This window comes from Cereibacter changlensis JA139, from assembly GCF_003034985.1.
Taxonomy (GTDB): Bacteria; Pseudomonadota; Alphaproteobacteria; order Rhodobacterales; family Rhodobacteraceae; genus Cereibacter; species Cereibacter changlensis.
In genome coordinates this window covers 1-22,657 of sequence record NZ_PZKG01000066.1, presented here as the reverse complement: position 1 = coordinate 22,657, position 22,657 = coordinate 1, and the positions used below count along the sequence as shown (strand labels likewise).

23 protein-coding genes, 1 pseudogene and 2 riboswitches are annotated in these 22,657 nt (G+C 66.8%); of the genes and pseudogenes, 11 read left to right on the top strand and 13 right to left on the bottom strand.

Annotated elements, in window-relative coordinates; genetic code table 11:
- The 9 genes from C5F48_RS14105 to C5F48_RS14065 all read left to right on the top strand — a co-directional run.
- A partial coding sequence (locus tag C5F48_RS14105; protein ID WP_181247701.1) for a MerR family DNA-binding protein occupies positions 1 to 246 on the top strand: 246 nt, incomplete at its 5' end.
- Positions 247 to 373: 127 nt separating this feature from the next.
- The gene (locus C5F48_RS14100; protein ID WP_107664543.1) at positions 374 to 766 is read left to right on the top strand and encodes a MerR family transcriptional regulator; all 393 of its coding nucleotides are present in this window, start codon (positions 374 to 376) and stop codon (positions 764 to 766) included.
- 16 nt (positions 767 to 782) lie between these two features.
- Positions 783 to 2,561: an acyl-CoA dehydrogenase C-terminal domain-containing protein gene (locus C5F48_RS14095; protein WP_107664542.1), complete on the top strand. Its 1,779-nt coding sequence runs from the start codon at positions 783 to 785 to the stop codon at positions 2,559 to 2,561.
- A 46-nt stretch (positions 2,562 to 2,607) separates the two neighbouring features.
- Positions 2,608 to 3,054, top strand: coding sequence for a GFA family protein (locus C5F48_RS14090; RefSeq protein ID WP_107664541.1), 447 nt, complete (start codon positions 2,608 to 2,610; stop codon positions 3,052 to 3,054).
- Positions 3,054 to 3,266 carry a hypothetical protein gene (locus tag C5F48_RS14085; RefSeq protein ID WP_107664540.1) on the top strand — a complete coding sequence of 71 codons (213 nt, stop codon included), beginning with the start codon at positions 3,054 to 3,056 and terminating at the stop codon, positions 3,264 to 3,266. Before C5F48_RS14090 ends, C5F48_RS14085 begins: the two co-directional genes overlap by 1 nt.
- Positions 3,267 to 3,539: 273 nt before the next feature.
- Positions 3,540 to 4,181: a glutathione S-transferase family protein gene (locus C5F48_RS14080; protein WP_107664539.1), complete on the top strand. Its 642-nt coding sequence runs from the start codon at positions 3,540 to 3,542 to the stop codon at positions 4,179 to 4,181.
- 13 nt (positions 4,182 to 4,194) lie between these two features.
- Complete coding sequence (locus C5F48_RS14075) at positions 4,195 to 5,406, top strand: acetyl-CoA C-acetyltransferase (RefSeq protein ID WP_107664538.1); 1,212 nt, start codon at positions 4,195 to 4,197, stop codon at positions 5,404 to 5,406.
- The gene (locus tag C5F48_RS14070) at positions 5,406 to 5,876 is read left to right on the top strand and encodes a cupin domain-containing protein (protein WP_107664537.1); all 471 of its coding nucleotides are present in this window, start codon (positions 5,406 to 5,408) and stop codon (positions 5,874 to 5,876) included. Before C5F48_RS14075 ends, C5F48_RS14070 begins: the two co-directional genes overlap by 1 nt.
- 55 nt (positions 5,877 to 5,931) lie before the next feature.
- Positions 5,932 to 8,133 carry a 3-hydroxyacyl-CoA dehydrogenase NAD-binding domain-containing protein gene (locus C5F48_RS14065; RefSeq protein ID WP_107664536.1) on the top strand — a complete coding sequence of 734 codons (2,202 nt, stop codon included), beginning with the start codon at positions 5,932 to 5,934 and terminating at the stop codon, positions 8,131 to 8,133.
- A gap of 39 nt (positions 8,134 to 8,172) precedes the next feature.
- Here the strand turns inward: C5F48_RS14065 and gcvP are convergent.
- The 5 genes and pseudogenes from gcvP to gltX all read right to left on the bottom strand — a co-directional run bounded on the left by gcvP (position 8,173) and on the right by gltX (position 14,698).
- A pseudogene (gene gcvP, locus C5F48_RS14060) lies at positions 8,173 to 11,009 on the bottom strand (aminomethyl-transferring glycine dehydrogenase).
- A gap of 22 nt (positions 11,010 to 11,031) precedes the next feature.
- Complete coding sequence (locus tag C5F48_RS14055; RefSeq protein WP_107664535.1) at positions 11,032 to 11,412, bottom strand: RidA family protein; 381 nt, start codon at positions 11,410 to 11,412, stop codon at positions 11,032 to 11,034.
- A gap of 4 nt (positions 11,413 to 11,416) precedes the next feature.
- A complete protein-coding gene (gene gcvH / locus C5F48_RS14050; protein WP_107664534.1) occupies positions 11,417 to 11,773 on the bottom strand; it encodes a glycine cleavage system protein GcvH in 357 nt (118 codons plus the stop codon).
- Between the two features lie 11 nt (positions 11,774 to 11,784).
- The gene (gene gcvT / locus C5F48_RS14045) at positions 11,785 to 12,918 is read right to left on the bottom strand and encodes a glycine cleavage system aminomethyltransferase GcvT (RefSeq protein WP_107664533.1); all 1,134 of its coding nucleotides are present in this window, start codon (positions 12,916 to 12,918) and stop codon (positions 11,785 to 11,787) included.
- 75 nt (positions 12,919 to 12,993) lie between these two features.
- Positions 12,994 to 13,055: riboswitch (glycine riboswitch) on the bottom strand.
- A gap of 4 nt (positions 13,056 to 13,059) precedes the next feature.
- A riboswitch (glycine riboswitch) is annotated at positions 13,060 to 13,157 on the bottom strand.
- Positions 13,158 to 13,372: 215 nt separating this feature from the next.
- Positions 13,373 to 14,698 carry a glutamate--tRNA ligase gene (gene gltX, locus C5F48_RS14040; RefSeq protein WP_107664532.1) on the bottom strand — a complete coding sequence of 442 codons (1,326 nt, stop codon included), beginning with the start codon at positions 14,696 to 14,698 and terminating at the stop codon, positions 13,373 to 13,375.
- A 111-nt stretch (positions 14,699 to 14,809) separates the two neighbouring features.
- Here gltX and C5F48_RS14035 point away from each other — a divergent pair, with 111 nt between their 5' ends.
- Entirely contained in the window at positions 14,810 to 15,214 is a 405-nt protein-coding gene (locus C5F48_RS14035; RefSeq protein WP_107664531.1) for a metallopeptidase family protein, read from the top strand.
- A gap of 1 nt (position 15,215) precedes the next feature.
- On the opposite strand, the gene C5F48_RS14030 is transcribed toward C5F48_RS14035, so the two are convergent.
- Positions 15,216 to 16,436, bottom strand: coding sequence for a urate hydroxylase PuuD (locus C5F48_RS14030; protein WP_107664530.1), 1,221 nt, complete (start codon positions 16,434 to 16,436; stop codon positions 15,216 to 15,218).
- A gap of 218 nt (positions 16,437 to 16,654) precedes the next feature.
- On the opposite strand from C5F48_RS14030, the gene C5F48_RS14025 reads away from it, so the two are divergent.
- The gene (locus C5F48_RS14025) at positions 16,655 to 17,026 is read left to right on the top strand and encodes a DUF2237 family protein (RefSeq protein ID WP_107664529.1); all 372 of its coding nucleotides are present in this window, start codon (positions 16,655 to 16,657) and stop codon (positions 17,024 to 17,026) included.
- Positions 17,027 to 17,102: 76 nt separating this feature from the next.
- Here C5F48_RS14025 and trpB read toward each other — a convergent pair whose 3' ends face one another.
- The 7 genes from trpB to C5F48_RS13990 all read right to left on the bottom strand — a co-directional run.
- Positions 17,103 to 18,335, bottom strand: coding sequence for a tryptophan synthase subunit beta (gene trpB / locus C5F48_RS14020; protein ID WP_107664528.1), 1,233 nt, complete (start codon positions 18,333 to 18,335; stop codon positions 17,103 to 17,105).
- A gap of 5 nt (positions 18,336 to 18,340) precedes the next feature.
- Entirely contained in the window at positions 18,341 to 18,793 is a 453-nt protein-coding gene (locus tag C5F48_RS14015) for a GNAT family N-acetyltransferase (RefSeq protein ID WP_107664527.1), read from the bottom strand.
- Positions 18,790 to 19,428, bottom strand: coding sequence for a phosphoribosylanthranilate isomerase (locus C5F48_RS14010; protein WP_107664526.1), 639 nt, complete (start codon positions 19,426 to 19,428; stop codon positions 18,790 to 18,792). Before C5F48_RS14010 ends, C5F48_RS14015 begins: the two co-directional genes overlap by 4 nt.
- Positions 19,429 to 19,432: 4 nt before the next feature.
- Positions 19,433 to 19,792 (bottom strand): lipopolysaccharide assembly protein LapA domain-containing protein, encoded by a 360-nt coding sequence (locus tag C5F48_RS14005; protein ID WP_107664525.1) that lies wholly within the window; start codon positions 19,790 to 19,792, stop codon positions 19,433 to 19,435.
- Positions 19,793 to 19,826: 34 nt separating this feature from the next.
- Positions 19,827 to 20,108, bottom strand: a complete 282-nt coding sequence (gene ihfB, locus C5F48_RS14000; RefSeq protein WP_107664524.1) for an integration host factor subunit beta — start codon at positions 20,106 to 20,108, stop codon at positions 19,827 to 19,829.
- A gap of 190 nt (positions 20,109 to 20,298) precedes the next feature.
- Positions 20,299 to 22,014 (bottom strand): 30S ribosomal protein S1, encoded by a 1,716-nt coding sequence (gene rpsA, locus C5F48_RS13995; protein ID WP_258186510.1) that lies wholly within the window; start codon positions 22,012 to 22,014, stop codon positions 20,299 to 20,301.
- 77 nt (positions 22,015 to 22,091) lie between these two features.
- A partial coding sequence (locus C5F48_RS13990; RefSeq protein WP_107664522.1) for a (d)CMP kinase occupies positions 22,092 to 22,657 on the bottom strand: 566 nt, incomplete at its 5' end.

Below are 22,657 nucleotides of genomic sequence, written 5' to 3'. Positions count from 1 at the left end.
GAGGTGGCGCGGATGACCCTGATCCTGCGCGGCCGCCGCTTCGGCTTCAGCCTGGAGGAGATCCGCCAGTGGCTGCTGATCTACCGCCAGAAGGGCACCCGGCCGCAGATGGAGGCCTGGCTGACCATGGCCGACCGCCAGCTGGCCGAACTGGCCCGCCAGCGCGCCGAGCTGGAACTGGCCATCGCCGATCTCGCGGCGCTGCGCGACCAGGCGGCGGCCGCGCTGGAGGAACCGGAAGGCTGACACCACGTCACTCGGCGATTTTACGTCACGTTACGTTTACGTGAACGTCAAGCAATCTGGTAAGGCTGTCGTATCGCACCATCTCGTGGCAAACCCCTTGCCTTCAGAGATTTGCGAGAGAGACAAGATGACGCGTGACGTGCTGACAATCCGCGAGATGTGCGAGGCGTTCGAGGTGACGCCCCGAACGCTGCGGTTCTACGAATCGAAGGAATTGCTGTTCCCGATCCGCGACGGGACGAAACGCCTGTTCACCCGGCGCGACCGCGCGCGGCTGAAGTTGATCCTGCGCGGCAAGCGCTTCGGCTTCAGCCTCGAGGACATCCGCCAGCTGCTCGACCTCTACGACCGCGACGGCAGCCAGGAGGTGCAGCTGATGCGCACCTACGAGGTCGCCCGCGCCCGGCTCGCCCAGATGGAGGCGCAGCGCGCCGAACTGGACGAAGCGATCACCGAATTGAAAGACCAGCTGGCCTGGGGCGAAACGGCGCTGGCCGCTTTCCGCCGGGCCGCCGAATAACCCCAGGGAGACGTTGATGCCGAGCTACACTGCCCCCGTGAAGGACATGCAATTCATCCTGCATGACGTGCTGAAGGTGACCGAGACCGGCATTCCCGGCTATGCGGATCTGGAGCGCGACTTCACCGCGGCGGTGCTGGAAGAGGCGGGCAAGGTGGCGCGCGACGTGCTGGCGCCCTTGAACACGGTGGGCGACCGCGAGGGCTGCCGGCTGGAGAACGGCGTGGTGCGCACCCCGACGGGCTTCGACACGGCGCTTGCGGCGATGAAGGAGGGCGGCTGGACCGCGCTCGACTGCGACCCGGAGTATGGCGGTCAGGGCCTGCCCTATCTCATGCATACCTCGGTGAACGAGATGTTCGTCAGCGCCAACATGGCCTTCAACATGTATCAGGGCCTGACCCACGGCGCCTATTCCGCGATCCACACCCATGGCACGGAAGAGCAGAAGCGCACCTATCTGCCGAAGATGGTCACCTGCGACTGGACCGGCACCATGAACCTCACCGAGCCGCATGCCGGCACCGATCTTGGCATGATGCGTACCAAGGCCGAGCCGCAGGATGACGGAAGCTATGCCATCACCGGCGAGAAGATCTTCATCTCGGCGGGCGATCACGATCTGGCCGAGAACATCATCCATCTGGTGCTGGCCAAGGCCCCCGGCGGCGGCGAGGGCACCAGGGGCGTCTCGCTCTTCATCGTGCCGAAGTTCCTCGTGAACCCCGACGGCTCGCTCGGCGCCCGCAACGGCGTGACGGTCGGCAAGATCGAGCGCAAGATGGGCATCCACGGCAACGCCACCTGCGTGATGAATTACGACGGCGCGAAGGGCTGGCTCCTGGGCGATCTGCACAAGGGCATGAAAGCCATGTTCACCATGATGAACGAGGCGCGGCTCGGGGTCGGCCTGCAGGGCTATGCCGTGGCCGAGGCCGCCTATCAGAACGCCGCGCTCTATGCCCGCGACCGTCTGCAGGGCCGCTCGGTCTCGGGCAGCGCCACCACCTCGGGTCCCGCTGATCCGCTGATCGTGCACCCCGACATCCGCCGCAACCTGATGGACCAGAAGAGCTTCGTCGAGGGCGCCCGCGCCTTCACCTTCTGGGGGGCCCAGCTGATCGACCGCTCGGTGCGGCAGAAGGATGCCGAGGCGGAGGGGATGATCTCGCTCCTGACCCCGGTCATCAAGGGCTTCCAGACCGACAAGGGCTTCGAGATGGCGGTGGCGGCGCAGCAGGTGTTCGGTGGCCACGGCTATATCGAGGATTTCGGCATGAGCCAGTTCGCCCGCGATGCCCGGATCGCCATGATCTACGAAGGCGCCAACGGCATCCAGGCGCTCGATCTGGTCGGGCGCAAGCTGACGGCCGAGGGTGGCAAGCCGATCATGGCCTTCTTCGCCATGGTCAAGGCCTTCCTCAAGGAGAACGAGGCCGAGGCGCGGCTGAAGCCCGGCTTCCTCGACCCGCTGAAGGCTGGCTCGAAGGATCTGCAGGAAGCGGCGATGTTCTTTGCCGAGCACGGCATGAAGACCCCTGACGCGGCGCTGTCGGGCTCCTATGACTTCATGCACATGATGGGCCATGTCTGCTTCGGGCTGATGTGGGCGCGGATGGCCAAAGCCTCGATAGAGGCGCTGGATGCCGGAACGGCGGACCGCGATTTCCACGAGGCCAAGATCGCCACCGGGCGCTACTACATGGCTCGGCAGCTGCCGGCGACCGCGATGCATCTCGCCCGCATCCGCAGCGGGGCCGAACCTGTCATGGCGCTCGCCGCCGAGGCGTTCTAGGCTCGGTCCGGCCAGAGGATCGGGCCAGGAGATCGGGGAGGATCGGATGAGGGACGGCTGGAGCCATCAACCCGCGGCGAAGGGCGGCTGCCAATGCGGCGCCGTCCGCTACAGCCTGCCCGCGGGGCCGAAGAAAGCGACGCTCTGCCATTGCCGCATGTGCCAGCGCGCCAGCGGCAATGCTTTCGTGCCGCTGCTGGAACTGCCGAGCGCCGACGTCGTCTGGCACGGCGCCCCCGCCACCTGGGCCTCCTCCAGCCTCGCCGAGCGCGGCTTCTGCGCCACCTGCGGCACGCCTCTGTTCTACCGCAGTGGCGACACGACCGAGATCATGGCAGGCAGCCTCGCCCCCGACTTCACCTTCACCCCGACCGCCAATCACGGCATCGAGGCGCGCATGCCTTGGGTGAACCACATCGCCGCCCTGCCCGATCGGGAAACCCGGCCCGAACTGGTGGCCAGCGTCACCTCTCACCAGTCGGAGGAGTCCTGATGCCCAAGCGCCTGCGCCTCACCCGCCGCTTTCCGGTCGCCATGACCGAGGACGGCTACCGGGCGCTCAGGAAATTCTCGCAGGAGGCCGGGCTGGACGAGGGCGAGGCGCTGTCCTTCCTGTTCGAGAACTTCGCCTCGGTGATGGACAGGGAGAACCTGACCCACCGGCTGCGCCTGTTCAACGCCGAGCTGGAGGCGCGGAAAGCATGAGGCCGCGCCCGTCACAGCCGTCGCATGAGTATTTGCGCCAAGAAGAAACCAGGGGTGCGCCCCGGTCTTCAAGCGTCACACGCTCATATGGTCATTCCACCGTCGACCGGGGCGGCTTCTCCTTGGGCGGTCATCGGCTCTCCAGCCTGTACCGCGACTCGGATCATGCGCCATTAACCTTAACGGCGCGTTACCCTGCTTCTTCTTGGCCCAAATACTCATCTTGGGAGCAACGACAACAACCGGCGCAACGCCGGTGCAGAGGGGACTGACATGACGGCCCAACTTTACTGCTTCGGCGAATCCGGCAATGCCTACAAGGCGGCGCTCACCCTCACGCTGGCCGACATGGAGTGGGAGCCGGTCTATGTCGACTTCTTCCACGGCGGGACCCGCACGCCGGAGTTCCGGGCGCTGAACCCGATGGGCGAGGTGCCGGTGCTGGTCGATGGCGATCTGGTGCTGACGCAATCCGGGGTGATCCAGGACTATGTCAGCTCCAAGACCGGCAAGCTCGGCGGGCGTTCGGCGGCGGAGCGGCGCGACGTGCTGCGCTGGGTGTTCTGGGACAACCACAAGCTCTCGGGACAGGCGGGCTCCACCCGCTTCCTGATGAACTTCCTGCCGCCCGAGAAACGCCCGGCCGAGGTGATTGCTTTCCAGCAGGGGCGGCTGAAGGCGGCCTATACCGTGCTGAACGACCATCTCGCCGGCCGCTCTTGGATGGTCGGCGATCAGGTGACCATCGCCGACACCGCCTGCTGCAGCTATCTCTTCTACCCCGAGCCCTTCGGCTTCACCCGCGCCGACTGGCCGAACATCGACGCCTGGCTCGGCCGGCTCGAGGCGCTGCCCTTGTGGAAACACCCCTACGACCTGATGCCCGGCAATCCGTCGGACCGGGCGACCGCGTGATCTGGAGGACCCCATGACCGAGGCCTATATCTACGACGCCTTGCGCAGCCCGCGCGGCAAGGGCCGCCCCGAGGGCGCGCTGCACGAGCTGACCTCGGTGGCGCTGTCGGCAAAGCTCCTGAACGCGGTGAAGGAGCGCAACGGGCTCGACGGTCCCGCGGTCGAGGATGTGATCTGGGGCAATGTCACCCAGGTGGGCGAGCAGGGCGGCTGCCTTGCCCGCTCGGCGGTGCTGCTGTCGGATCTCGACGAGCGCATTCCCGGTCTCTCGATCAACCGCTTCTGCGCCTCCGGCATGGAAGCGGTGAACCTCGCCGCCAACCAGGTGCGGGCCGGGGCGGGCGAGGCCTATATCGCCGGCGGGGTCGAGATGATGGGCCGGGTCGCCATGGGCTCGGACGGGGCGGCGATCGCCGTCGATCCGAGCCTCGCGATGAAGACCTATTTCGTGCCGCAGGGCATCTCCGCCGACATGATCGCCACGCAATACGGCTTCTCGCGCGACGACGCCGATGCGCTGGCGGTGGAAAGCCAGCGCCGCGCCGCCGCCGCCTGGGCCGAAGGGCGTTTCGACCGGTCGGTGATCGAGATCCGCGACCAGAACGGCCTGCCGATCCTGTCCCGCGACGAATACATGCGCCCCGGCACCGACATGCAGAGCCTCGGCGCGCTGAAACCCGCCTTCAAGGATATGGGCGAGGTGATGCCCGGTTTCGACAAGGTGGCGATGATGAAATATCCGCATCTGGAGCGGATCGAGCATATCCACCACGCCGGCAATTCCTCGGGCATCGTCGACGGGGGCGCGGCGCTGCTGATCGGCTCGAAGGCCTTCGGCGAGCGGCACGGGCTCACCCCCCGCGCCCGCATCCGCGCCACCGCCAAGATCGGCACCGACCCGACGATCATGCTCACCGGCCCGGTGCCGGTGACCGAGAAGATCCTGCGCGACGCCGGCATGCAGGTCTCCGACATCGACCTCTTCGAGGTGAACGAGGCCTTCGCCTCGGTGGTGCTGCGCTTCCAGCAGGCCTTCGACGTCGATCCCGGCATCGTCAACGTGAACGGCGGCGCCATCGCCATGGGCCATCCGCTCGGCGCCACCGGCGCGATCATCATCGGCACGCTGCTCGACGAGCTGGAACGCAGCGGCAAGGGCGTCGGCCTCGCCACACTCTGCATCGCCTCCGGCATGGGGGCGGCCACCATCATCGAGAGGCTGTGATGCCCGTCATCGATATCGCAGATTGTCCGGTGAAGACCGGAACCCTCTACCCCTCGCCCTATGCCGAAATGGTCGCCGGGCGTTCGTCGATCCGTCTGGGCGATGCAGGCGGGCTGACCCAGTTCGGCGCCAATCTGGTGATCCTGCAGCCCGGCGCCATGTCGTCGCTGCGGCACTGGCACCATGCCGAGGACGAGTTCGTCATGGTGACCGAAGGCGAATGCGTGCTGGTGCAGGACGCGGGCGAGACCGTGATGCGCGCGGGCGACTGCGCGGCCTTTCCCGCAGGCAACCCCGACGGCCACCATTTCCTGAACCGCAGCGACAGCGAGGCGCGGTTTCTCGTCGTCGGCAGCAAGGCCCCGCGCGAGACCTGCGTCTATTCCGACCACGACCTGATGCTGGAGGTCGATCAGGGCGCGGTGCGGCTGACCTACAAGGACGGGACGGAGTGGCAGGGGCCGCGCTGAACCGCGGCCTTGGGTGACGAGACAGATGTGCAGCCCCGGCTGCGAGGAGGACGAGATGACCGATTTCACCTATGCCGTCGATGCCGAGGGCGTCGCCACCATCACCTGGGATGTGCCGGGCAAGTCGATGAACGTCATGTCTCTGGCGGGCTTTGCCGAGTTGGACGGGATGATCGACCGCGCTCTGGCCGATGCGGCGGTGAAGGGGGTGGTGCTGACCTCGGGCAAGACGGATTTCGCCGGGGGCATGGATCTCAACGTCATCGCCCGGATGAAGGAGGAGGGCGGCGCCGAACCGGCCAAGGCCGTCTTCGAGGGCGTGATGATGATGCATGCCGTGCTGCGCAAGATCGAGCGCGCCGGGATGGACCCGAAGACCCTGAAGGGCGGCAAGCCGATCGCCGCCGCCCTTCCCGGCACCGCCCTGGGCATCGGGCTGGAACTGCCGCTCGCCTGCCACCGGATCTTCGCTGCCGAGAACCCGAAGGCCAGGATCGGCCTGCCCGAGATCATGGTCGGCATCTTCCCCGGCGCCGGCGGCACGACGCGGCTGGTGCGCAAGATGGGCGCGATGATGGCGGCGCCGCTGCTGCTGGAAGGCAAGCTGTCGGACCCGAAAGGCGCCAAGGCCGCGGGCGTGGTCGATGAGGTGGTGCCGGCCGACGAGTTGCTCGCCCGGGCCAAGGAATGGGTGCTGGCGGCGAAGGAAGCCGATCTGGTGAAGCCCTGGGACCAGAAGGGCTACAAGATGCCCGGCGGCACGCCCTATCACCCGGCGGGCTTCATGACCTTCGTCGGCGCCTCGGCCATGGTACATTCGAAGACGATGGGCGTCTATCCGGCGGCCAAGGCGCTGCTCAGCGCGGTCTATGAAGGGGCGATGGTGCCCTTCGACACCGCGCTGAAGATCGAGGCGCGCTGGTTCACCAATGTGCTGATGAACCCCTCTTCCACGGCGATGATCCGCTCGCTCTTCATCAACAAGGAGGCGCTGGAGAAGGGCGCGCTGCGCCCTGCCCTGCCCGAGCAGTCGGTGAGGAAACTCGGCGTCATCGGCGCCGGGATGATGGGCGCCGGGATCGCCCATGTCAGCGCCAGCGCCGGAATCCAGGTGGTGCTGATCGACGCGGCGCAGGAGGCCGCGGACCGTGGCAAGGCGCACAGCGAGGCGCTGCTCGACAAGGGCATCCAGCGCAGGAAGGTGACGGCCGAGAAGAAGGCCGAGGTTCTGGCCCGCATCACCGCCACCACCGATTACGCGGCGCTGGCGGGCTGCGACCTGATCGTCGAGGCGGTGTTCGAGGACCCCAAGGTGAAGGCCGAGGTCACCGCCCGCGTCGAGGCCGCCGTCGGCCCCGACTGCATCTTCGCCACCAACACCTCCACCCTGCCGATCTCCGGCCTCGCCAAGGCCAGTCAGCGGCCGGAGCAGTTCATCGGCATCCATTTCTTCTCGCCGGTCGACAAGATGATGCTGGTAGAGATCATCCGCGGCAAGGGAACCGGCGACCGCGCCGTGGCCAAGGCGCTCGACTTCGTGCGCCAGATCCGCAAGACGCCCATCGTCGTGAACGACGCGCGCTTCTTCTACGCCAACCGCTGCATCATCCCCTACATCAACGAGGGCATCCGCATGGTGGCCGAAGGGGTGGAGCCGGTGCTGGTGGAGAATGCGGCCAAGCTGGTCGGCATGCCGCTGGGGCCGCTGCAACTGGTCGACGAGACCTCGATCGACCTCGGGGTGAAGATCGCCAAGGCCACCCGCGCCGCGATGGGCGACGCCTATCCCGACGGGGCGGTGGATCCGGTGCTCTTCGCCATGGCCGATCAGGGGCGGCTGGGCAAGAAGGCCAATGCGGGCTTCTACACCTATGATGCAGCGGGCAAGCGGCAGGGGCTCTGGGACGGGCTGGAGGGGCTCTGGCCGGTCGCCGATGCGCAGCCGGAGCTGACCGAGGTGCAGCATCGCCTGCTCTTCGTGCAGGGGCTGGAGGCGGTGCGGGCGCTGGAGGAGGGCGTGCTGATGGACATCCGCGAGGGTGATGTGGGCGCGATCCTCGGCTGGGGCTTTGCACCGTGGTCGGGCGGGCCGTTCAGCTGGCTCGATATGATCGGCGCCGCGCGGGCGGTGGAGCTTTGCGACGGGCTGGCCGCCCGGCATGGCGGCCGTTTCGCCGCGCCGAAGCTGCTGCGCGAGATGGCCGACAAGGGCGAGAGCTTCTACAGCCGCTTTGCCCCGCAGAGCCGCGCCGCCTGAGGAATAGCGCCTGCCCGGACCCCGGGCAGGCGCATACGTTCATTCCGCCGCGTCGAGATAGCTTTCCAGCGGCGGGCAGATGCAGATCAGGTTGCGGTCGCCATAGGCATTGTCGACCCGCCCCACCGGCGGCCAATACTTGTCGACCCGGAACGCTCCCGGCGGGAAGCAGCCCTGCTCGCGCGGATAGCTGCGGTCCCACTCGGCCACCAGATCTTCGACAGTATGCGGTGCATGGCGCAGCGGGCTCGCCTCGGCGGTGATCTCGCCCGCCTCCACCGCCCGGATCTCCTCGCGGATCGCCAGCAGCGCGGTGATGAACCGGTCGATCTCGGCCTTCGTCTCGCTCTCGGTTGGCTCCACCATTAGCGTGCCCGCCACCGGCCAGCTCATCGTGGGCGCGTGGAACCCGTTGTCGATCAGCCGCTTGGCAATATCATCCACCGTCACGCCCGCCTCGGCGAAGGGCCGGGTGTCGAGGATGCACTCATGCGCCACCCGCCCCCGGTTGCCCATGAAGAGCACGTCGTAAGACCCGCGCAGCCGCGCCGCGATGTAATTGGCATTGAGGATCGCCACCCGCGTCGCCTGCGTCAGCCCCGCCCCGCCCATCATCAGGCAATAGGCCCAGGAGATCAGCAGGATCGAGGCCGAGCCATAAGGCGCCGCCGAAACCGGCCCTTCCTCGCCCCCCGTCTCCGGATGCCCCGGCAGATAGGGCGCCAGATGCGCCTTCACCCCGATCGGCCCCATGCCCGGACCGCCGCCGCCATGCGGGATGGCAAAGGTCTTGTGCAGGTTCAGGTGGCTCACATCGCCGCCGATCTTGCCGGGCTGCACCAGCCCGACCATGGCGTTCATGTTGGCCCCGTCGATATAGACCTGCCCGCCATACTGGTGGGTGATCGCGCAGACCTCCGTCACCGTCTCCTCGAAGACGCCATGCGTCGAGGGGTAGGTGATCATGCAGGCCGCCAGCCGGTCGCCCGCCGCCTCGGCCTTGGCGCGGAAATCGTCGAGATCCACGTCGCCGTTCGGCGCCGATTTCACCACGACCACCTTCATCCCCGCCATCTGCGCCGAGGCCGGGTTGGTGCCATGCGCCGAAACCGGGATCAGGCAGATGTCGCGGTGATCGCCATTGGCCCGGTGATAGGCCTGGATGGTCAGGAGCCCCGCATATTCGCCCTGAGCGCCGGAGTTCGGCTGCATCGACATCGCGTCATAGCCGGTGATCTCGCAGAGCCGCGCGGAGAGGTCGCCGATCGCCTCGTGATAACCCGCCGCCTGATCCGCGGGCGCGAAGGGGTGCAGCGTGCCGAACTCGGGCCAGGTGATCGGCATCATCTCGGCGGCGGCGTTCAGCTTCATCGTGCAGGAGCCGAGCGGGATCATGGCGCGGTCCAGCGCGAGGTCGCGGTCCGACAGGCGGCGCATGTAGCGCATCATCTCGGACTCGGCCCGGTTCATCTGGAAGACCGGATGGGTCAGATAGTCGCTCTGGCGCAGCTGCGTCTCGGGGAAGCCAAGGCCCACTGTCGCCGCCGCCGCCTCGTGGATGCCGAAGGCGTCCAGCACCCGGGCGATCACATCGGCATTGGTGGTCTCGTCCAGCGAGATCCCCACCCGGTCGCGGCCCACCTTGCGCAGGTTGATGCCGCGATGCCGGGCCGCGGCCAGAATTCCCGCCTGCCCCACGCCCACCTCGACGGTGATCGTGTCGAAGAACGTCTCGGGCTCCACCCGTGCGCCCGCGTCGCGCAGCGCCTGCGCCAGACGGACGGTGTTGAAATGCACCCGCTCGGCGATGGCCCGCAGCCCCTTCGGCCCGTGGAACACGGCATAGAAGCTCGCCATCACCGCCAGCAGCGCCTGCGCCGTGCAGACGTTGGAGGTCGCCTTCTCGCGCCGGATATGCTGCTCGCGGGTCTGCAGCGCCAGCCGGTAGGCCTTGTTGCCGCGCGAGTCGATCGACACCCCGACGATCCGCCCGGGCATCGAGCGTTTCAGCTCGTCCCGGCAGGACATGAAGGCAGCATGCGGCCCGCCATAGCCCATCGGCACGCCGAAGCGCTGCGACGAGCCGATGGCGATATCCGCCCCCATCGCGCCGGGCTCCTTCAGCAGGCACAGCGCCAGCAGGTCGGTCGCCACCACGGCAATCGCCTTGGCCTCGTGCAGCGCGGCGATCTCGGCGGTGAAATCGCGCACATGGCCTTGCGTGCCGGGGTACTGGAAGATCGCGCCGAAAACCTCGGCGGCCACCATCTCGGCCGGATCGCCAACCACCACCGCGATGCCCAGCGGCTCGGCGCGGGTGCGGATCACGGCGATGGTCTGCGGATGGCAATCCTGATCGACGAAGAAGGCCTTGGCCTTCGACTTGGCCGACCGCTCGGCCATGGTCATCGCCTCCGCCGCCGCCGTCGCCTCGTCCAGAAGCGAGCGTTGGCCACCGGCAGGCCGGTGAGATCGGCCACCATGGTCTGGTAGTTCAACAGCGCCTCGAGCCGCCCTTGGGCGATTTCGGGCTGGTAGGGCGTGTAGGCGGTATACCACGCCGGGTTTTCGAGGATGTTTCGCTGGATCGCCGGCGGCGTCACCGTGCCGTAATAGCCCTGCCCGATCAGCGAGGCCATCACCCGGTTCTTCGCCGCCACGGCGCGCATCTTCGCCAGCAGCTCATGCTCGGCCAGCGGCGCCCAGTCCAGCGGGTCCTTCTGCCGGATGGTGTCGGGCACGGTCTGGCCGATCAGCTCGTCGAGCGAGCCCACCCCCACGACGCGCAGCATCTCCTCCATCTCGGACGGCGAAGGCCCGATGTGGCGGCGATTGGCGAAATCATAGGCGTTGTAGTCTGTGGGGGTGTAAGTCACGTCATTTCCTATCCGAAAGGGCTCAGGCCGCGGCCACGGCCTCGATCTCCAGAAGCCAGCTGTCATCGACGACGCCGGCGATCACCGTGGTCAGGGCCACATGCTTGCCCGCCAGCATCTCGGCGCGGATCAGGCGGTTGGCGGGCACGAAGCTTGCGTCGGTCAGGTAGACCGTCACCTTCACCAGATCATCGGGCGACATGCCGCCGGCGCGCAGCTGGGCAAAGAGGTTGGCCCAGCACTGCCGCGCCTGCTCCTCGAAGCCCGCGGGCACCGCGCCCGCGCGATCCGCCGGGATCTGGCCGCTGATGAACAGCACCCGCGCCGGGCCGGGCACGACCATAGCCTGTGCGTATCCGTTCGCCGCCGGAGCGTCCGGGGCGTTGATCTCGTGAATGTTCATGATGTCACCCTATGAGGTCTTGGTACTCGTCTTCGTCCATGAAGTCGTCCAGCACGCCCAGATCGTCGACCTTGATCTTGAAGAACCAGGCGGCGGTCGGATCGTCGTTCACGAGGCCCGGCCTGTCGACCAGCTTGTCGTTGACTGCGACAATCTCGCCATCCACCGGGGCGAGGATGTCCGACGCCGCCTTCACGCTCTCGATCACCGCCACCTCGTCACCCTCGGCGACCATGGTCTCGACTTCCGGCAGTTCGACGAACACCACATCGCCCAGCTGCTCTGCCGCATGTTCGGTGATGCCGACGACGACCAGATCGCCCTCGACGCGCAGCCATTCGTGTTCCTTGGTGTATTTCATCGCCATAGTCCTTAGCGTTTGTAGGTGGAGGGTCGGAAGGGAAGCGGGCGGACGGTCACCGGCAGGCGCTTGCCGCGCAGCTCGCCCAGCAGGGTTTCGCCCGACATGGCATGCGAGGCGGCGACATAGCCCATCGCCACCGGCGCCTCGACGGAGGGGCCGAAGCCGCCGGAGGTGACGGCGCCGATCGGGGTGCCGTCGCTGGCGAAAAGCTCGGTGCCCTCGCGCATCGGCGCGCGGCCCTCGGGTTGCAGACCGACGCGCAGCCGCTCGGGGCCCTCGTCGAGTTCGTGCAGGATGCGCAGATCGCCGGGGAAGCCGCCTTGCCGCGCGCCGCCGGTCCGGCGGACCTTCTGGATCGCCCAGTCGAGCCCGGCCTCGACCGGCGAGGTGGTGGCGTCGATGTCATGGCCATAGAGGCAGAGCCCCGCCTCCAGCCGCAGCGAATCGCGCGCGCCGAGCCCGATCGGCGCGACCTCGGGCATCGCCAGCAGCGCCTCGGCGAAGGCCATCAGCACCGTCTCCGGCACCGAAATCTCGAACCCGTCCTCGCCGGTGTAGCCCGAGCGCGAGACCCAGAGCTCCGCCCCCTGATACTCCGCCGAGATCACATCCATGAAGCGCATCGCCGCCGTCTCCGGCAGCAGCCGCGCCAGCGCCGCCTCGGCCTTTGGGCCCTGCAGCGCCAGCAGGCCGCGGTCGGTCAGGCTGACGACGTCGCAGACCTCCGACAGCCCGGCGCGCAGATGTTCGGTGTCGGCGGCGACGCAGGCCGCGTTCACCACAACGAAGAGGTGATCACCGCGGTTGGCGAACATCAGGTCATCAAGGATGCCGCCGGTTTCGTTTGTCAGCAGCCCGTAGCGTTGGCGGCCGGGCTTCAACCCCAGCACGTCGACCGGCATCAGCGTCTCGAAGCCGAGGCAGAGCGCCTCCATGCCGCGCGTCGGGCGCAGCAGGATCTGGCCCATGTGGCTCACGTCGAACAGCCCGGCCTCGGCGCGGGTGTGAAGGTGCTCCTTCATCACGCCCGCCGGGTATTGCACCGGCATCCGGTAGCCCGCGAAGGGCACCATCTTGCCGCCCAGCGTCTCGTGCAGATCATGCAGCGCCAGCTGCTTCAGCCCCGTTTCAGAATCGGTCACGCCGCCCCTCCTGTTCAGCGCCGGCCCAATGCGCGGCACCGCCCGGACAGGCCTCGGCCTGTCCCACGATGCCCCCTCTGTCCCTTGCGCCTGAGATCGTTATCCCGTCGGCGGGCGCATTGCGCCACTCTCCAGAGTTCCTGTGTCAGAACGGTCCCTTGCGCCTGAGAGTTTACCGGGGCGGTTGCTCCTTCGGCACCGAGACGGTTTCCCGACCCGGATTCTCCCGAACTGACGCGACCACCTAGCCCGCGCCACAAGCGCAAGGCAAGCCCAAATCGAAAGACGACGCATCGGTGGATGAAGGCGACATGCGGCTGCGACAAAAGCGACCAAAACCGCCCATGATGCACGAAAAAGGGGAGACCTCGCGGCCTCCCCTTTCATCTTGGTCCAAATATCCCCGGGGGGTCCGGGGGCAGGCAGCCCCCGGCGCTCTTGCCGGGCAGCGAAGTCACCCCTTGGCACGCACCGTCTGCAACAGCGGCATCACATCGGCCATCTCCGGCCCGTGCGCCTGGCCCGTCAGCGCCTTGCGCAGCGGCATGAACAGCCCCTTGCCCTTACGCCCCGTCGCCTCCTTCACCGCCGCGGTCCACCCGCCCCAGGTCGCCTGGGTATAAGGCCCTTCCGGCAGCAGGGTCATGGCCTGCTTGATGAACTCGGCATCTTCCGGGTCGATCATCGGCTCGGCCCCGTCGCGGAACAGCACCCACCAGGCGCCGAGATCGTCCAGGACGGTGATGTTGTCCTTGGCCACCCGCCAGAAGCCCTCGGCCAGATCGTCCGGCACGCCGAGCGCGCGGATGCGGTCCGCGACCCTGGCGAAGGGCATCGCCTGCACCACATGCCGCGTCAACGGGAACAGGTCTTCGGCATCGAACTTGGTCGGCGCCGCGCCGAAGCTCGACACATCGAAGCCCGCGATCAGCTCCTCATGGCTCGAGGCCACCTCGACCGGCTTCGACGACCCGAGCCGCGCCATCAGCGACAGCAGCGCCAGCGGCTCCACCCCCCGCGCGCGCAGGTCACGCAGGCTGAGCGTGCCGAGCCGCTTCGACAGCGCCTCGCCCTGCGGCCCGGTGAGCAGCGAGTGGTGCGCGAAGGCGGGCGGCGTGCCGCCCATCGCCTGCATGATCTGGATCTGCGTCGCGGTGTTGGTCACATGGTCCGCCCCCCGCACGATCGAGGTCACGCCCATGTCGATATCGTCCACCGAAGAGGCGAAGGTATAGAGCACCTGCCCGTCGGCCCGGATCAGCACCGGGTCCGAGACCGAGGCCGCGTCGATCGAGATCGGGCCGAGGATGCCGTCCTCCCACTCGATCCGCTCCTGCACCAGTTCGAAGCGCCAGTAGCCGCCGCGCTCCTTGCGCAGCTCGGCCTTCTCCGCCTCGGTCAGCCGCAGGGCTGCGCGGTCGTAGACCGGCGGCTTGCCCATGTTCAGCTGCTTCTTGCGCTTCAGGTCCAGCTCGACCGGGCTCTCGAAACATTCGTAGAACCGCCCGGCGCCACGCAGCTGATCCGCCGCCTCGGCATAGCGGTCGAGCCGCGCCGACTGCCGCTCCACCCGGTCCCAGGTCAGGCCGAGCCATTCGAGATCTTCCATGATCCCGTCGGAATATTCCTGCTTCGAGCGTTCCTGATCGGTATCGTCCAGCCGCAAGATGAAGGTGCCGCCGTTCTTTCGGGCGATCATCCAGTTCATCAGTGCGGTGCGCAGATTGCCCACATGGATATATCCGGTGGGGGACGGGGCAAAACGGGTTACGGTGGTCATGGCGTTCTCCTGATCACCTTTGCTGTCTCACAGCATGCGCAAATTGTCCATATCGCGGACTGTCCGCCTGCGGCCCCTTCCCTGCGGCCCCGGTCCTGCTATCCTTAGCGCATGACACCGCATGACGCGCTCGCGCCCGACCTCGCCCTGATCGAAGACCTCGCGCGGGAAACGGTCCGCGCGCTGCCGGAGCCATATCGAGTCGCCGCCGCCGCGATCCTCCTGCGGGTCGAGGAGTTCCCCTCCGACGAGATCCTGACCTCGATGGAGATCGACGACCCGTTCGAACTGACCGGCCTCTACGAGGGCGTGCCGATGACCGAGAAATCGGTGATGGACCAGCCGCTGCAGCCCGATGTCATCTGGCTGTTCCGCCGCCCGATCCTCGACGAATGGGTGGATCGGGGGAATGTCAGCATCGGCGATCTGGTCAGCCATGTGATGATCCACGAGCTCGCGCATCACTTCGGCTGGTCCGACGACGACATCGCCGCCATCGACCCTTGGTGGGAATAGCTCAGCCCGCCTCGGCCGCGCGGAACCATTCGACGATGGCCGCGCGCTCCGGCGGCTCCATGTAGCTCAGGTTGGCGGGCGGCATGGCATGGGTGATCCCGGCCTGCATGTAGATCCGCCGCGCCTCATGGGCGATCTGCTCCGGCGTCTCCAGATGCACGCCCTTGGGCGCCCAGTGCATCCCCTCCCAGCCCGGCTCGGCGGCGTGGCACATCGAGCAGCGGCCCTGCACGATGCTGGTCACCTCCTCGAACCCCGGCGCTTCGGCAAAGCGCAGCGCCTCGCCCTGCAGCGCCGCCTGCTGCTGTGACTGCATCGGCACCGAGGACAGCCAGGCGATCACCAGGAAGATCACCACCGTCACCGCCCATGTCCAGTGCGGGTTGCCCTTGCGCGCATGCTTGGTGTTGAACCAGTGCCGGATCGTCACCCCCATCAGGAAGACGAGGCTGGCGATCAGCCAGTTGTACTCGGTGGCGAAGATCAGCGGATAGTGGTTCGACAGCATCAGGAAGATGACCGGCAGCGTCAGGTAGTTGTTGTGCAGGCTGCGCTGCTTGGCGATCTGGCCATAGCGCGCGTCCGGCGTCCGGCCCGCCTTCAGATCGGCCACCACGATGCGCTGGTTCGGCATGATGGTCAGGAAGACGTTGCCGCTCATGATCGTCGCGGTGAAGGCCCCCAGATGCAGCAGCGCCGCCCGGCCCGAGAAGACCTGCGTATAGCCCCAGGCCATCGCCACCAGGAGCAGGTAGAGCAGCACCATCAGCCCCGTGGTGCTGCGCCCCAGCGGCGAGCGGCAAAGCGCGTCATAGGCCACCCAGCCGAATGCTAGCGAGCCGAGCGAGATCGCCACCGCCTGCCAGACCGCCAGATCGGCCACGTTCGGATCGACGAGGTAAAGCTCCGCCCCCATGTAATAGACCAGCACCAGCATCGAGAAGCCGGTGAGCCATGTGGCGTAGCTCTCCCATTTGAACCAGGTCAGGTGCTCGGGCAGGAACTCCGGCGCGACCAAGTACTTGTTGATGTGATAGAAGCCGCCGCCATGCACCTGCCATTCCTCGCCATGGGCGAGCTTCGGCAGGCTCGGCGTCTGGCGCAGGCCGAGGTCGAGCGCGATGAAATAGAAGGACGACCCGATCCAGGCGATGGCGGTGATCACATGGGTCCAGCGGGCGGCGATCTGCACCCATTCCCACAGCACGGCGTAGTCGTACATCCAGACGCTCCCATTGGCGGCCCGCTGCGGGCATCTGCCGATTTCTTGCCCAAGCCGGCGGCAAGATCAACCGCGCCGCCGCCTTTCGCCACGGAATGCACGCCGGTTCCGGCGCTCCGGTCACAGTCCGGTCACGGAGTTTCCATCGAACCCGGCGCAGGGGGCATGCGTTTTATCGAAATCCGGCCTAGAGTGGCGCGACGAAGAAGGAGATCCCGATGAAAGAGCCATCCGTGAACGTGCTGGGCGGACCGCTCGCCACCTGCTCGACCGATCCGCTGACCGGGTTCTTCCGCAACGGCTGTTGCGACACCGGCCCCGCCGACCGGGGCCAGCACACGGTCTGCGCCCTGATGACGGCGGAATTCCTCGCCTTCTCGAAATATCTCGGCAACGACCTCACCACCCCGCACCCGGAATTCGGCTTCAAGGGGCTGAAGCCGGGCGACCAGTGGTGCCTCTGCGCCGGGCGCTTCCTGCAGGCGCATGAGGAGGGCGCGGCGCCGCAGGTCCGGCTGGCCGCGACCCATGCGCGGACGCTGGACGTGGTGCCGCTGGAGGTGCTGAAGGGCTACGCGGCGGACGGCTGAGCCCTTCATCTTGGTCCAAATATCGTCGGGGGGTCCGGGGGGGGGGGCAGACAGCCCCCCGGCCTTGGCCCCGGCCTCAGATCTTCATGTCGAAGCCCAGATGCTTGGCCACGGTGAAGATGTCCTTGTCGCCGCGGCCACACATGTTCATCACGATGATATGGTCCTTGGGCAGCGTCGGCGCGATCTTCACCACATGGGCCAGCGCATGGCTCGGCTCCAGCGCCGGGATGATGCCTTCCAACGCGCAGGACAGCTGGAACGCCTCCAGCGCCTCTGCATCGGTGATCGAGACATATTCCGCCCGGCCGATGTCATGCAGCCAGGCATGCTCCGGCCCGATCCCCGGATAGTCGAGCCCGGCCGAGATCGAGAAGCCCTCGAGGATCTGCCCGTCCTCGTCCTGCAGCAGATAGGTGCGGTTGCCATGCAGCACGCCCGGCCGACCGCCGGTCAGCGAGGCGCAATGCTGCATCCGGTCGTCCACGCCCTTGCCGCCGGCCTCGACACCGATGATCCGCACCGAAGGATCGTCGAGGAAGGGGTAGAACAGCCCCATCGCGTTCGACCCGCCGCCGATCGCCGCGATCACCGTGTCCGGCAGGCGGCCCTCGCCCTCCTGCTCGGCCAGCTGCCAGCGCACCTCCTTGCCGATGATCGACTGGAAGTCGCGCACCATCGCCGGATAGGGATGCGGCCCCGCCACCGTGCCGATGCAATAGAAGGTGTCGCGCACATTGGTCACCCAGTCGCGCAGCGCGTCGTTCATCGCGTCCTTCAGCGTGCCGCGACCCGAGGTCACCGGCACCACCTCGGCGCCCAGCAGCCGCATGCGGAACACGTTCGGCGCCTGACGCTCCACGTCATGCGCGCCCATGTAGACCACGCATTTCAGCCCGAACTTGGCGCAGACCGTGGCCGTCGCCACGCCATGCTGGCCCGCGCCGGTCTCGGCGATGATCCGGGTCTTGCCCATGCGGCGGGCGAGGATGATCTGGCCCAGCACGTTGTTGATCTTGTGCGCGCCGGTGTGGTTCAGCTCGTCGCGCTTGAGATAGATCTTGGCCCCGCCCAGATGCTCGGTCATGCGCTCGGCGTAATACAGCGGCGAGGGGCGGCCGACGTAGTGCTTCCACAGGTCGTCCATCTCGGCCCAGAATTCCGGGTCGGTCTTGGCGAATTCGTAGCGCGCTTCGAGATCCAGGATCAGCGGCATCAGCGTCTCGGAGACGAAGCGCCCACCGTGGATGCCGAAGCGCCCCTGCTCGTCGGGACCGGTCATGTAGCTGTTGATGCCGTCATCGGCCATGGCGCTCACTCCTCTGGTGCAAGCGTCCGTTTATATCCGATATGCGAGGCGGTAAAGCCGAGCCTCTCGTAGAAGCGATGCGCCCGCGCGCGGCTCTTGTTGGTGGTGAGCTGGATCACCCCGGCCCCGGCCACGCGCGCCCGCGCCTCGGCATCGGCCATCAGCGCGGCGCCCAGGCCCTGCGAGCGCAGGTCAGCGGCGACGCGCACCCCTTCGACCACCGCCCGGGTCATGCCGCCCAGCGACAGACCGTGCTCGATGGCGAGCTGGTAGGTGGCGACGATGCGGTCCCCGGTCTCGCCGACCACCAGCTGCATCTCCGAGGCGGCGATCCGGTCGAAGGCGTCGAGATAGGCCTGCAGCGGCGCGGTCTCGCGCGCCGCGCCGAGCTCGTCATCGGCCAGCAGGGCGACGATGGCCGCCACATCCTCGCGCCGGGCGTCGCGGAAGCGGATCACCGGGCCGCCTTCAGGAAGGCCGCGATCCGGGCGGGATCCTTCACCCCCGGGGCCGATTCCACGCCCGACGACACGTCGACCTGCCGCGCCCCGGTCAGCCGCACGGCATCGGCGATGTTGTCAGCTGTCAACCCGCCCGCCAGCATCCAGGGCCTGAGCCAGTGCCGACCGGAGATCAGCCGCCAGTCGAAGGCCAGCCCGTTGCCGCCCGGCAGGTCTGCGCCCTTCGGCGGCTTGGCGTCGATCAGGATCTGATCCGCCGCCAGCGAGTATTCGAGGATCGCCGGCAGATCGCCCTCATCCGCCACGCCCAGAGCCTTCATCACCGGCAGGCCGTACCGCGCGCGCACCTCGGCCACCCGCTCCGGGCTCTCGTGGCCATGCAGCTGCAGCATGTCGAGCGGCATCGCCTCGACGATCGCATCCAGCGTCGCGTCATCGGCATCGACGGTCAGCGCCACCTTGGCGAGGCCCACCGGAGCGGCCAGCGCCAGTTCCCGGGCCTCGGGCAGCGAAAGATGCCGGGGCGACTTCGCGAAGAAGACGAACCCGACATAGGCGGCCCCCGAGGCGGCGGCCGCCGCGACATCCGCCCCGGTCCGCAGTCCGCAGACCTTCACGCGGATATCTGTCATATGTTCAGCTTGCCTTCTGGGTCAGGATCGCCAGCACGTCATCCTTCGGCGGCGTCGCCACATTGGCGCGCAGGCTGGTCACCTCGCGCTGAAGGGTCTTCACTTCCTTGGCCTTGGTGCGGGCTGCGGCGCGGTGCTTGTGCTCGCGGAACCACTCGATCACGAAGCCGATCAGCAGGCCGGCGGCGATTCCGCCATAGATCACGATGAACAGCGGCAGCTGGATGGCATAGTTGAACCCGACCAGGGCGCCAAGTTCCGCCGACATCAGCTGCACCATCACCGGCTCACGGTTGGCCAGCGCCACCGTCAGCAGGCAGATCGCCAGCACCACCAGAAAGAGAATACGCAACCAACGGATCATGGACCTGCTCACCAAAAAGAGGGGCGTCGCCGCGTCACTTGCCGTTCAGACGGTCGCGCAGCAGCTTGCCGGTTTTGAAGAAGGGAACCTTCTTGTCTTCAACTTCTACAGCTTCACCCGTCCTCGGGTTCCGGCCCACTCTGGCATCGCGGGCCTTGACCGAGAATGCGCCGAATCCGCGCAGTTCGACCCGGTCGCCCTTGGCCAACGCCTCGATGATCTCCTCGAAGACGGTGTTCACGATGCGCTCGACATGTCGCTGCGTCAGGTGCGGGTTCTCGTCGGCGATTTTCTGGATCAGTTCCGAACGGATCATCCGAAGTGTCCCCCCTTGCGGTCGGTCTGGCAGCAGCCGCCACGTTTATTGTCCCGGTGACTATAGGGAAAAATTCCGGCGGCACAAATAGGAAAACCCCGCCATATTGGGCACTTCGCTGCCAATCGGCGGGCAAATGCAAAAGGCCCCACATCGCTGCGGGGCCTTTCCATCATCCCGGAGGGGACGATCAGTTGCGATCGATGCCTTTGAGAGCGGCACCGAGGATGTCGCCCAGCGAGGCGCCCGAATCGGAGGAGCCGAACTGTTCCACAGCTTCCTTCTCTTCGGCGATCTCGCGCGCCTTGATCGACAGGCCCAGACGACGGGTCTTGCTGTCGACGTTGGTCACGCGGGCGTCGACCTTGTCACCGACCTGGAAGCGCTCGGGGCGCTGGTCGGCGCGGTCGCGCGACAGGTCCGAACGGCGGATGAACGACTTCATGCCGTTGTAATCCACCTCGATCCCGCCTTCTTCGATGGCGGTCACGTTGCAGGTGATGATCGAGCCGCGCTTCACGCCGTCCACCGCATCGGTGAAGGTGTCGTCGCCCAGAGCCTTGATCGACAGCGAGATACGCTCCTTGTCGATGTCCACTTCGGTGACGGCCGCTTTCACGGTGTCGCCCTTGCGGTAGTTCTGGATGGCGTCCTCGCCGCGCTGGTCCCAGGACAGGTCCGAAAGGTGGACCATGCCGTCGATGTCGTTCTCGAGGCCGACGAACAGACCGAATTCGGTGATGTTCTTGACTTCGCCCTCGATGGCCGAACCGACCGGGTTGTTCTCGGCGAACACTTCCCACGGGTTGCGCATGGTCTGCTTGAGACCGAGCGACACGCGGCGCTTGGCGCTGTCGATTTCCAGCACCATGACGTCCACTTCCTGCGAGGTGGAGACGATCTTGCCGGGGTGCACGTTCTTCTTGGTCCAGCTCATTTCCGAGACGTGGACCAGACCCTCGACACCGGCTTCCAGCTCGACGAATGCGCCGTAGTCGGTGATGTTGGTCACGCGGCCCTTGTGGACCGAGCTGATCGGGTAGGCTTTTTCCACCGCATCCCACGGATCCGACTGCAGCTGCTTCATGCCGAGGCTGATGCGGTGCGTTTCCTTGTTGATCTTGATGACTTGGACCTTGACGGTCTCGCCGATCGACAGGATCTCGGACGGGTGGTTGACGCGGCGCCAGGCCATGTCGGTGACGTGCAGCAGGCCGTCGACGCCGCCGAGGTCAACGAACGCACCGTATTCGGTGATGTTCTTGACCACGCCATCCACGGTCTGACCTTCGGTCAGGTTCGAGATGACCTCAGCGCGCTGTTCGGCGCGGCTTTCTTCGAGGATCGCGCGACGCGAGACAACGATGTTGCCGCGACGACGGTCCATCTTCAGGATCTGGAACGGCTGCTTCATACCCATGAGCGGGCCGGCATCGCGCACCGGACGGACGTCGACCTGCGAACCCGGCAGGAAGGCGACAGCGCCGCCGAGGTCGACGGTGAAGCCGCCCTTGACCCGGCCGAAGATCGCGCCGTCGACGCGGGTCTCGTTGGCATAGGCCTTTTCCAGACGGTCCCAGGCTTCTTCGCGCTTGGCCTTGTCGCGGCTGATGACAGCCTCGCCCCGGGCGTTCTCGACGCGGTCGAGGTAGACTTCAACCTCGTCACCGACGGCGATTTCCACCGCGCCGCTGAGGTCTGCAAATTCCTTGAGATCGACGCGGCCTTCCATCTTGTAGCCGACGTCGATGATGGCCTGGCCCGCTTCGACAGCGATGACCCGACCTTTGACAACCGACCCCTCCTGGGGGGTGTCAATCTCGAGGCTCTCGTTCAGGAGGGCTTCGAATTCTTCCATGGAAGCTTTAGCGCACATGCAGTTCTGATCCTTTTCACGTATTTTCACTGGCCTTGCGGTTGGCTCCGCCGGTCTTTCGATTGCGTCATCTGGGTCGCGCCCCGGAAAACAACAAGGGCCGAGGATTACTCCCGACCCTGCGCCTGCCGTGTTTTTATGGCCTCGATCGCCTTGTTGACTGCCGCGTCTATAGTCAGTTCCGTCGTGTCAAGCAAGAGTGCATCATCGGCGGGCTTCAAGGGCGCCACCTTGCGCTCGCTGTCGCGCTTGTCGCGTTCGGTCAACTGGGCCAGCACCTCTTCCTCGAGGATATCGGGGTTCTTCTGCACCAGTTCCAGCCAGCGCCGATGCGCCCGCACCGTATCGCTGGCGGTGACGTAGAACTTCACCTCCGCCTCCGGGCAGATCACCGTGCCGATGTCACGGCCGTCGAGCACCGCGCCGCCCTCCATCCGGGCGAAGCGCTTCTGGAAGGCGATCAGCTCGGCCCGCACCTTGGGCATCGCCGCGACCTTGGAGGCGAGCTGGCCCACCTTCGCCGTGCGCAGCCCGTCGCGCTGCAGGTCATGCGAACTCAGCGCCTTGGCAGCGGCGACGGCGTCCATCCCGTCGAGGGTCTTCTTGGCCACGGCGCGATATAAAAGCCCGGTGTCCAGCAGTTCGAAGCCGAAATGCGCCGCCACCGCCTTGG

What these genes read in the sequence shown, in the direction of transcription:
- C5F48_RS14100 (WP_107664543.1), top strand. Translation starts at nt 374, where the DNA reads ATGACGCGTGACGTGCTGACAATCCGCGAGATGTGCGAGGCGTTCGAG.
- C5F48_RS14095 (WP_107664542.1), top strand. Translation starts at nt 783, where the DNA reads ATGCCGAGCTACACTGCCCCCGTGAAGGACATGCAATTCATCCTGCAT.
- C5F48_RS14090 (WP_107664541.1), top strand. Translation starts at nt 2,608, where the DNA reads ATGAGGGACGGCTGGAGCCATCAACCCGCGGCGAAGGGCGGCTGCCAA.
- C5F48_RS14085 (WP_107664540.1), top strand. Translation starts at nt 3,054, where the DNA reads ATGCCCAAGCGCCTGCGCCTCACCCGCCGCTTTCCGGTCGCCATGACC.
- C5F48_RS14080 (WP_107664539.1), top strand. Translation starts at nt 3,540, where the DNA reads ATGACGGCCCAACTTTACTGCTTCGGCGAATCCGGCAATGCCTACAAG.
- C5F48_RS14075 (WP_107664538.1), top strand. Translation starts at nt 4,195, where the DNA reads ATGACCGAGGCCTATATCTACGACGCCTTGCGCAGCCCGCGCGGCAAG.
- C5F48_RS14070 (WP_107664537.1), top strand. Translation starts at nt 5,406, where the DNA reads ATGCCCGTCATCGATATCGCAGATTGTCCGGTGAAGACCGGAACCCTC.
- C5F48_RS14065 (WP_107664536.1), top strand. Translation starts at nt 5,932, where the DNA reads ATGACCGATTTCACCTATGCCGTCGATGCCGAGGGCGTCGCCACCATC.
- C5F48_RS14055 (WP_107664535.1), bottom strand. Translation starts at nt 11,412, where the DNA reads ATGAACATTCACGAGATCAACGCCCCGGACGCTCCGGCGGCGAACGGA.
- gcvH (WP_107664534.1), bottom strand. Translation starts at nt 11,773, where the DNA reads ATGAAATACACCAAGGAACACGAATGGCTGCGCGTCGAGGGCGATCTG.
- gltX (WP_107664532.1), bottom strand. Translation starts at nt 14,698, where the DNA reads ATGACCACCGTAACCCGTTTTGCCCCGTCCCCCACCGGATATATCCAT.
- C5F48_RS14035 (WP_107664531.1), top strand. Translation starts at nt 14,810, where the DNA reads ATGACACCGCATGACGCGCTCGCGCCCGACCTCGCCCTGATCGAAGAC.
- C5F48_RS14030 (WP_107664530.1), bottom strand. Translation starts at nt 16,436, where the DNA reads ATGTACGACTACGCCGTGCTGTGGGAATGGGTGCAGATCGCCGCCCGC.
- C5F48_RS14025 (WP_107664529.1), top strand. Translation starts at nt 16,655, where the DNA reads ATGAAAGAGCCATCCGTGAACGTGCTGGGCGGACCGCTCGCCACCTGC.
- trpB (WP_107664528.1), bottom strand. Translation starts at nt 18,335, where the DNA reads ATGGCCGATGACGGCATCAACAGCTACATGACCGGTCCCGACGAGCAG.
- C5F48_RS14010 (WP_107664526.1), bottom strand. Translation starts at nt 19,428, where the DNA reads ATGACAGATATCCGCGTGAAGGTCTGCGGACTGCGGACCGGGGCGGAT.
- C5F48_RS14005 (WP_107664525.1), bottom strand. Translation starts at nt 19,792, where the DNA reads ATGATCCGTTGGTTGCGTATTCTCTTTCTGGTGGTGCTGGCGATCTGC.
- ihfB (WP_107664524.1), bottom strand. Translation starts at nt 20,108, where the DNA reads ATGATCCGTTCGGAACTGATCCAGAAAATCGCCGACGAGAACCCGCAC.